An 8,294-nucleotide genomic window follows, 5' to 3' on the forward strand; every position below is an offset into this window, starting at 1 on the left:
GCCCGCCAGGGCCCGGCGCACGCCGAAGACGTCGGTGTTGGCGGCGGACCAGCCGGGCCCGCCCAAGGAGCGGAGCGTATTGGCGGCCCCCGCCGCACGGGCGAGCCGGGAAGCCCCCGCCGCACGGGCCAGGGCCGCCGCCTTGTGGGGATGGGTCACGGCGAGCCCCTCGATGAACAAGCCGGGGGCGGCCTCCAGGAGGGCTTCGAGGGAGGAAGCCGGGATCGGCAAAAAGCGGTGGGGAAGGTCCGCCGCCTTCAGCCAGCGGTTGTGGAGGGCGGGCGACTCGGTGCGGGCCAGAGGCCATCCCGCCACCCCCAGAAGAGGCGTCCGCGGCCCGATCTGCCGGCACCGGTATAGCCCCAACACATCGGCAAGGGGTACCTGGCCCGGCGCAGCGGGAGGGCATCCGGGCGCCGCGGCGTAGAGGGCGCAGGAGCCCCAGGCCAGGGAAAGGAGGCGGCTCATCTGGCCGGGGAGCCCCATGGCGAAGGCGCAGAGGTCGCCGGCCCCGCCCCGCTCGGCGAGGAGCCTGCGGACGGCCAGGTTGTCGCCGAAGTCGCGGGCCGTGCCCACCACCTTTCGAACCGCCGCGGGGCGCGAGGAGAGCGCGGCGAAGGCGGCGCCGAGATCCAAGGGCCCGTCCTCCGGGGCGTGCCAAGAGAGGACCAGGCGCGAGGGAGCGAGGCCGAACAGGTCCTCCGGCAGGTCCTCGAAAAGGGGCACGTCCACCCAGGCCCCCCGGGTCTGGGCGCGGTGAAGCCGCTCCACCTCGCCCGTCTCGGGGCGGGAGCGGTTCCCCGTGACGAGGAGAGGGACCTCTCCGGCCAGGGCCAGGAGGCCTTCCGGGTCCTCGCCGGGCGCCAGAAGATCGAGGCGGACCTCGGCCCGGTCGGCCCCCGAAGCCAGGGCGGCGCGGGCCGCCTCCACCTGCCCCCGGACGGTGGGCAGGGCCGTCGTCGCCACGATGGGTCCCAGTCTCTCCACGGGGACCAGTATAATGGGGCCGCGGAGGTTTGCATGGCCGATCTGCTGGAAGGGGTCTTCGAAGCGGAGCACCGCGCCGTGGCCGAGAACGGGCGCGCCCTGGAGGCGGCCCTGGAGACCTTGCGCGGCCCGCTCCTGAGGGCCGCGGGCCTTTTCCGAGAGACGCTGGCGGACGGGGGAAAGATCCTCGCCTTTGGAAACGGGGGGAGCGCCGCCGACGCCCAACACTTCGCCGCCGAGCTGTCCGGGCGCTACCTCAAGGAGCGGCCCGGCCTGGCCGCCCTGGCCCTCACCACCGACACGTCGGCCCTCACGGCCATCGGGAACGACTTCGGCTTCGACCGGGTCTTCGCCCGCCAGGTGGAGGCCCTCGCCCGCCCCGGGGACGCGGTCCTGGCCATCTCCACCTCCGGGAACTCGCCCAATGTGGTGCTGGGGCTCCGCGAAGCGCGGGCCCGCGGAGGCCGGACCGTGGCCCTCCTCGGGCGCGACGGGGGGGCCGCGGCCGCCGAGGCGGAAGTGGCCCTCGTCTACGGCGTGGAGGCCACCCCCCGCATCCAGGAAGGCCACGCCGTCCTCATCCATCTCCTCTGCGCCCTCATCGAGGCGTAGAGGTTGAAATCGCGGGACCGCGGCGGGCCTCTTTGCGCGAAAAAAAGGCCCGGGCAAAAAGCCCGGGCCTTTCTGCGTAAGCGATTTCGGCGCCGCTAGCGCCGGCCGTTCTTCTTCTTCTGGAAGTACTTGTTGAGGCCGAGCTTGTTCCAGTAGAGGACGTAGGGGCTGGCGACGAAGATGGAGGAGTAGGTCCCCACGACGATGCCCACCGTCATCACGAAGGAGAAGGAGAAGAGGACGTCGCCTCCGTAGATGAGCATGGCCAGGACGACGAAGAAGGTCAGGACGGAGGTGATCATGGTCCGGCTCAAGGTCTCGTTGATGGCCTTGTCGAAGAGTTCATCGTCCTCCTGCTTCTTCGTCAGTCTCATGTGCTCTCGGATCCGGTCGAAGACGACGATCGTGTCGTTGATGGAATAGCCCAAGAGGGTCAGCAGGGCGGCGATGGTCGGCAGGTTCACCTCCACCTGGAAGAGGGAGAGGAAGCCCACGGCCATGAGCGAATCGTGGACCAGCGAAAGGATGGCCCCCACGCTGAAGCGGAACTGGAAGCGGAACCACGCGTAGAGCAGAATCCCCACCAGGGACCCCAAGACCGCCTGGAAGGCCTTGCTCTTGAGCTCACGGCCCGCCGTGGGTCCCACCGTGTCGATACGCTGGATGGCGAAGGAGCCGGCCACGCTCTGGCCTTCCAGGTAGCGGTACATGGCGTCGGTCATCCCGGGGGCGGCCTTGAGGGCCTGGATGGAAGACAGGATGCCCCCGTTCTCCTTCTTGAAGTCCTGGATGCCCTGGGCCACGGACCGGGCCGCCTCGGCGGTGCCCGAGATGGCGCCCGTCTGGAGGCCCCTGAGGATCAGCTCCTCGATGGCCTTCGTGTTGGCCGTGTTCAGGTCCAGCTTCCCGGCGGCCAGGGCGGCGAGCACCTCCGGCGTTCGAATGGCCTTGAGGATCTCCTGGCTGCGGGCGGCGATGGCTTGCTCGTCGAGGAGCTGGCCCTTCTCGTCGCGCGCGTCCATCCGGATGAGGACCTCGTTGTCCTCGGGCTGGCCGAAGCGGACCACGGTGATGGCGGCCTTCCCCACGCTCCCCTTGAGGGTGTCCTCGATCTTGCGGGCGTCGGGGGCCGACGTGAAGCGGACCTGCATCTCCTGGCCGCCCCGGAAGTCGATGCCCCAGTTGAGGCCCCGCGTGACGAGGCTGAAAACGCCCGCCGCGATGATCGCCAGCGAGATGGTGAGGAGGAGGACCTTGTACTTCATGAAGGGGATCTTGGTTCCGCGGAAGGAGGAGAGCGGACCGATGGAGAGGTCCGTCACCCGCTGGCCTCCGCGGGTCCGCACGGTCATCACGATGTCGTAGATGAGACGGGAGCCGAAGATGGCCGTGAACATGGAGACGAGAAGACCCACCGCGAGCGTGACGGCGAAGCCGCGCACGGGCCCCGTCCCGAACTGGAGGAGGAAGAGGGCCGAGATGAGCGTGGTCACGTTGGAGTCGAAGATGGTGATGAAGGCCTTGCCGAATCCGTTCTGGATGGCCGCGGCCACGGTCTTCTTCTCGAGGAGTTCGTCCTTGATGCGCTCGAAGATGAGGACGTTGGCGTCGATGGCCATGCCCAGCATGAGAATGATGCCCGCGATGCCCGGCACCGTAAGGGTCAGGCCGAAGGTGGACATGAAGCCCATGAGGACCACGAAGTTCAGCAGGAGGCAGAAGTTGGCGTTGAGCCCCGAGAGGCGGTAGTAGGCCACCATGAACAGAAGAACCGCCGCCAGGCCCACGAGGCCCGAGATGGTGCCCTTGCGGATGGAGTCGAGGCCGAGGCTCGGTCCCACGCTGCGCTCCTCGGCGAAGCGGGGGATGGCGGGGAGGGCGCCGGACTTGAGCTGGAAGACCAGCTCCTGGGCCTCGCGGGAGGTGAAGTTGCCCTCGATGATCCCGCGGTCGCCGATCTCGGCGTTGATCGTGGGGGCCGAAATCACGTTCCCGTCGAGGACGATGGCCAGGGGTTCGTGGATGTACTTCCGGGTGAGCTCGCGGAAGCGCTCGCCCGCCGTGGCACTGAGCTGGAAGCCCACCACGGGCTGGCCGAACTCGTTGCCCTCCACCCGCACCTCCTGGATGTCGGCGCCGGTGACGGGCGCCACGGTCTGGAGGGCGAAATAGAGCTCGGCGCCGAACTTCTCGCGGCTGCCCGGATAGATGGCCACGTCGGGGGGAAGGGTCCCGCCGTACTGCTTGAGGATCGCGTCCCGCGTCGGTGCGCCCTGTTTGGGCTCCACGGCGATGTGCCACTCGAGCTGGGCGGCCTTGCCGATGAGGGCCTTGATCTCGGTGGAGTCCTCCACGCCGGGAAGCTGCACCACGATCTTGTTGGTGCCCAGGCCCTGCCGGTGAATGGCCGGCTCCGAGACGCCGTACTTGTCGATACGGTTCCGGATCACCTCGACGGACTGCTGGATGGCCTTGTCGCGCAGGTCCTGCTCGAAGGCCCCACGCATGGTCAGCTCGAAGCGGCCCGCGCCGAGGGCCTTGAACTCGTAGGCGCTGAGGTCCCGGTCCGTCATCTCCCTCAGCGCCAGGCCGAGGTTCGGATCCGTGCCCTCCACCAGCATGGCGTTGATCTTGTCGTTGGTGGTGTAGAGGCGGCCGTAGGGGATGTTCTTGGACTTGAGGGCCTCCTCGGCGTTGCGGAGGTCGGTCTGGACCTTGTTGTAGACCGACACGTCCGTGTCCATCAGGAGGACGAGGTGGACGCCGCCTCTCAGGTCGAGGCCCTGCTTGAGGCCGTTCTTGAAATAGAAAAAGACGCTCAGGGCCAGGACGGCCAGGACCAGGAGCACGCGCCACTTGATGGTGTCTTTCATAACCCCCCCCTCACTCGCTCTTGACCACGCCCGCCACGGCGGACTTGTTGAAGGTGAGCTTCACGTTGTCGGCGGCCCGTATGACCACCGTGTCGTTGTCCACGGCCGCCACCGTGCCCCGGAGCCCGCCGATGGTCACCACCGAATCCCCGGCCTTGAGGCTGTCCAGCATGGCCTTCTGCTGCTTGGCCCGCTTCTGCTGTGGCCGGATAAGCAGGAAGTAGAACACGACGATGATCAGGACGATGGGGATGAAGGCGGTGAGTGGGTTCTGATTCGCCGCGCCCCCGGGCTGGGCCATGAGCAGCAGTGCCGACATTCGGACCTCCTTGAACACACACCATACCCACCGGAGGCGGAGGCTCCGCCCGCCGGTGCCGCTCGCGACTTCCTCGGCCATGCCGCTGGCTTCGAGAGGAAGGAAGCCCCCCGACGCGTCCGGGGCTTCGACCCCGTATTATGCCCTGAAGTGGCTGATAGGTCAAGAAGTTATGAAAAAACGGCGGGCGGGAAGGAAGCTGCCCCTCCCCGCCCGGACAAGCCCGGTCAGTCTGCCCGAGGGTTCGTGTCCTGTTTTTCCACCGGGGTGCGGCCCGCGGCCTCGATCTCCGCCTCGAGGTCGGGCGCCGGCGCCGCCGGCTTCACGAACCGGCCGACGGCCTCGGCGGTCCCCGCCGCGCCCAGCTGGGCGATGAGAAAGGCGAACTTCTCCTCGAGGGCCGCGCCCAGCTCCTCCCGAATCCCCGCCGGCAGGCCCCACCATTCGCGCTTGAGGGGGCCGCCGAAACCCTTCTTGCGGGTCTTGTAATAGAACTGCTCGTCCGTCTCGCCGGCCTTCCGCTCGCCGGCGCAAGCCTTGTCGAGGTGGGCGTACACCCGGGCCTTGAAATCCGCTGGCAGGGCCGGATGGTCGTAGACGAGGTTCTGGAATCCCGTGGCCAGATGCACCTCCACGGCCCCGTTCTCGGGGAATTTGTGGAAGAGGTCGTCGGGGAGGGTGGAGGCGCCGTGCTGAACGGTCCCGCCCATGCCGTACCGGGTTCGCGCGGCTTCGCTGATGGCTCTCAGCACGTCGAAGTCCAGCTTCACCTTGGCGATGGAGCCGTCGGGGAGCACCACCCCCCCGTGGCTCGTCCCCGTCTGGACCGAGATCTTCTTGATGGGCTCCACGCCCCCGAGGAGCCCCGTGTAGGCCTCCATGAAGGCCAGGAACTCCTCCACCGTGCTGTTGTGGCCCCCCACCTCGCCGATCTCCCCCCCCACGCTCACGCGCACCCCGGGCGGCTCCTTCTCGCGGATGAACTGGGTCAGTTCGGCGCAGACGGCGGCGTTGTCCCTCTGTTGGGCCGCCAGGCCCTCCCGCTCGAGGACCACCAGGGTGGAGGAGTCGATGTCGATGTTGTAGAAGCCCGCCGAAAGAGCCTCCTCGATGAGGTCCCGCAGGCCCGACAGCTCCTTGTCGGGGTCGGCGAAGTACCCCTGGGCCTTGGCCTGGAAGTGGTCCCCCTGGACGAAGACGGGGCCCGTGAAGCCCTCCCGCAGGGCCGCCCCGAGGCAGACGGCGACGTACTCGTGCGGGCGCTGGCTGGTGTAGACCATCTCCGTTCGGGCGATCTCGAAGAGGTAGGCCCCGCACCCCGTCCGCTTGGCGGCCCGGAAGAAGGCCCGGGCCGTGTCGTAGGTCAGGCCCCGCAGGTTCATGGCGGGGACGGTGAAGCCCCCCGCCTCGCCGCGCCCCACGGCGGCGTAGAGGTCGTGGATGGAGGCCAGGCGGATGCCCAGCGCGTCGGCGGCCTGCTTGAGAAAGAAGCGGGCCCATCCGCGCACGTCGGGACGGTCCGCGAAGACGGCGTTCTCCACGAGCTCGTCCGTCAGGGGGCCTCGAAAGGCCGCGGCGTCGCGCACCACGGCGCGGTTGCCGGGGGCCGGATCCAGGATTCCCTTGAGGCGTCCCTCCAGGGCCATGCTGTTTTCGAAAATCATGCGCGCGCCCTCCTCAAACGGTGCTCATGCCGCCGTTGAGCGGCAGGTACTGGCCCGTGATCCATCCGGCCTCCTCGGTGCAGAGGAAGGCCACCACCCCGCCCACGTCCCCGGGGACCGCCACCCGCCGCAGGGGCGTCAGGGAGGCGATGAAGCCCTTGGTCTCGGCGGGCATGTGGGCCGTGGCGTCGGTGTCCACGAGGCCCGGCGCCACCACGTTCACCGTCACGCCCGCGGGGCCCGCCTCCCGGGCCAGCACGCGGCAGGCGCCGTCCAGGGCCGACTTGGCCGAGGCGTGGGCGCCGAAGCCCTCGCTGGCGAAGCGCGAGAGGGAGGAGGAGACGGCCACGACGCGGCCCCATTTGCGCGCCACCATGCCGGGCAGAACGGCGCGGACGAGGGCGTGGAAGGCTCCCATCTCGCCGAGCAGTTTGGCCGAGACGGCGTCCCAGGGCTGCTCCCAGTAGGGGCCCATGGGGAAGGAGACGTTGGCGTTGTGGACCGCCGCCGCCACGGGGCCCAGGTCCGCCTCCACCCTCCGCACCATGGCCTCCACTTGAGCATGGTCCCGCGCGTCGGCAAGGTACACTCCGCCCCGGCCCCCGGCCTCGGCCAGGACCTGGCGCGCCATCTCCTCGTTCTTCAGGCAGTTCACCGCCACGGTGAAGCCGGATTTTGCCAGCGACCGGACGATGGCCGCGCCGATGCCGCGGCTCCCGCCCGTGACCAAGGCCACCTTGCCGTCCATGGAGCACCTCCGCATTGATGCTCCACCATACCGGAGCCCCTCCCGGCGAATCAAGGCCGGCGCCTCGTCTCACGGCTCTCGCTTTCGGGACGAGGGGACTGGGGGACGAGGGGACTAGGAAGAACAAAAGGAAGGCCGGCGCGGGCGCCCGCCCCACGGATTCCGCTGTTGCCCTTGTCTTCAAATCCCAAATCCCCAATCCTAATTTCCAAATCCCCCCAACAATCCCAAATCCCAATTTCCAAATGCCCCTGCCCCTCCCGCCCCGGCGCCTTCGGCGCCTCCTCCCGAGGTCGGGTCCGCGCGTAGAAAGGCAGGCCTTTCTCCTCGCGTCCCACTCCCTCGGTCCGCCCTTCGGGCGGGCCGGGATTCTTCGAAGGCGACCTCCACCCCTGAACCGAACGCCAACCCCCCAGCCCCCCGAGGGCGCCGACGGCGACGGACCTATGGCGGCGTCAGGCTTCGCGGTCCGGGACGCTCCATGTACATCCAGTACGCGTCGGTCCCGTCCCGCTCGCCTTCCTTGCCCTAGGCCCATCGACGTCGGGACGCGCCTCCCTCCCTCCGGTCGGTCGGCCGGAGCGAGGGACCGAACCATAGACACCGAATGCCTGTCCCTGTGGGAGGCGTCGCCAGACGCCGATCTGTTCTCTCCAAAGGCCTCCCTTCTTCGTAGGGGAGGGCCCCCGCGCCCTCCCCCCACGAAGGCCTCCACCGTAGCGGCCCTTGCTCGCCAAGGGCCGGCCCTTCGGCCGATGCGAGCATCGGCCGCAACGAAGGCAATCCCCCACCGCTGGCCTTAACCTGTCCCCGAGACGGACCCCTGCCCGGCCGCCACCGAGGCCTTGACTCCCATTTCTTCCAAGGGGTACGCTCAGATTGACTCCAGGAACCTGTGCTGCTGCGAACGAAGGCTGTTGGGGAAATGTGGCAATACAAGACTTGACCCCTCTTCTCATCTTGTGGCCCTGCATAAGTTCAGATACATGTGAGACGAAGGGGATAAGATTTGGGGGAAGCTCCCCGGCGAAAGGAGGCTTCCCCCGATGCAGTGGAAATGCTTACCGAAGGAAATATACCGCCTGGCGCGT

Annotated in this window: 6 protein-coding genes; 1 reads left to right on the forward strand and 5 read right to left on the reverse strand. The window is 68.4% G+C overall.

What is annotated here, in order from left to right; all coding sequences use genetic code 11:
- Positions 1-966, reverse strand: a 966-nt coding sequence (locus AB1824_12205) for a type I 3-dehydroquinate dehydratase (protein MEW5765727.1), incomplete at its 3' end; no start/stop codon positions are given.
- 63 nt (positions 967-1,029) lie between these two features.
- Between AB1824_12205 and AB1824_12210 the strand changes: the two genes are divergently transcribed.
- Complete coding sequence (locus tag AB1824_12210; protein ID MEW5765728.1) at positions 1,030-1,599, forward strand: SIS domain-containing protein; 570 nt, start codon at positions 1,030-1,032, stop codon at positions 1,597-1,599.
- Positions 1,600-1,694: 95 nt separating this feature from the next.
- Here AB1824_12210 and secD read toward each other — a convergent pair whose 3' ends face one another.
- The 4 genes from secD to AB1824_12230 all read right to left on the reverse strand — a co-directional run bounded on the left by secD (position 1,695) and on the right by AB1824_12230 (position 7,203).
- A complete protein-coding gene (gene secD, locus AB1824_12215) occupies positions 1,695-4,472 on the reverse strand; it encodes a protein translocase subunit SecD (GenBank protein MEW5765729.1) in 2,778 nt (925 codons plus the stop codon).
- A 10-nt stretch (positions 4,473-4,482) separates the two neighbouring features.
- Complete coding sequence (gene yajC / locus AB1824_12220; GenBank protein ID MEW5765730.1) at positions 4,483-4,791, reverse strand: preprotein translocase subunit YajC; 309 nt, start codon at positions 4,789-4,791, stop codon at positions 4,483-4,485.
- 227 nt (positions 4,792-5,018) lie between these two features.
- Positions 5,019-6,455 (reverse strand): class II fructose-bisphosphate aldolase, encoded by a 1,437-nt coding sequence (locus tag AB1824_12225; protein MEW5765731.1) that lies wholly within the window; start codon positions 6,453-6,455, stop codon positions 5,019-5,021.
- A 13-nt stretch (positions 6,456-6,468) separates the two neighbouring features.
- Complete coding sequence (locus tag AB1824_12230) at positions 6,469-7,203, reverse strand: SDR family oxidoreductase (GenBank protein MEW5765732.1); 735 nt, start codon at positions 7,201-7,203, stop codon at positions 6,469-6,471.
- Positions 7,204-8,294 lie beyond the last annotated feature (1,091 nt).

The sequence above is a fragment of the Acidobacteriota bacterium genome (assembly GCA_040752915.1).
Classification (GTDB): domain Bacteria; phylum Acidobacteriota; class UBA4820; order UBA4820; family DSQY01; genus JBFLVU01.